Below are 1,155 nucleotides of genomic sequence, written 5' to 3'. Positions count from 1 at the left end.
TCTGCTTCACCTTGAGGTTGCAATCGTTCTTGAGCCAGAGCCAGCGGGTCTTTTTGAGATTTGGCTGAGTGAGGACTTCCCCCTTGCGCACGTCGTCCACGGCCTCGTTGACGAGCTTCATGAGGTGAAAACGATCGAAAGTGATCTCCGCATTGGGCAGGTGCTCGGCAGCCCCTTTCTGGAAGGCCGGCGAGAGGTCCATGCTCACATCGGTGATCGCTTCCGCGCTACCACCATGGGCCTGTAGATCTGCGGAGAATCTCTCAAAGGTCTTGGCATCCTTGCCGGGAGTAGCGAACAAGAGTCGCCGGGCATCCAGATCCACGAAGAGCGTGATGTAGTCGTGGCCGCGCCGACTGCTGGTTTCATCGACGCCGACGGCATGGACATGGGCCATATCCACTCTGGTACGGGCTTCTGGCACATAGTGGTCAATCACCCGCCACAGGAGCGTGTCGGTCTCGCCGACTAGGCGGGCTACGGTCAATACCGGCATCTCCCGCACCAGGGTCATGATCAGCGCTTCGAAGAGCAGGGTGAAATGCGAGCCTTCCCGTGCCCAGGGACCAGATATCTGATGCACTCCATGCTCCTGGCACTTCACACGAGGTACGCGGGCATGGAGATAGGCTTCATGCTGGAAGAAATCCATGTGCCGCCAAGTATGGTCACGGGTATCATGTACCGGACACTCCTCACCACAGACGGAGCAAGCAAAGCGACTACCCTTGGGAAAGTTGATGTGCAGATCCAGGCGTTTCTCCTCCACCGTGAAAGTCACATGATCCACCAACCACGGCGGAACCAATCCTAACGCGAGAGAAAACAGCTCTTCAGGGACCATCAGCTAACTCCAATTCAGGGCACGACCGCTCCACAGCATTCTACCCCCTACCCACTCAATCTGACGAAGAGCCCGTATTCTCTTGCACTCTAACCAATAATACGGAGAGAATCCAGAACGCTTTAATTTTTCCTGCTGCTCGGCATATGTGATTCCATTTGTTGCGCGATGGGTGAGGGGGAGGCATCTATGAAAACTGTTTCTGAACTGGGTTTTTGGCAGCGTATGGCGGAAACCCGGGGTGAAGTCATTTTGTTTTTCAGCTCTGCAGGCTGTCATTCCTGTCGGATCTGGCGGCGGTTGCTGAAAAA

General features: G+C 55.4%; 1 protein-coding gene. It reads right to left on the bottom strand.

The features are described from left to right. Positions 1-844: ISL3 family transposase (locus AC2VLY_RS11655; RefSeq protein ID WP_486922324.1), on the bottom strand; the 844-nt coding region annotated here is incomplete at its 3' end. Between the last annotated feature and the right edge of the window lie 311 nt (positions 845-1,155).

The organism is Acidithiobacillus sp. TH-A36, from assembly GCF_057473445.1.
Note: the sequence above shows the minus strand (reverse complement) of the source record. Positions and strands in the feature narration are given on the sequence as shown.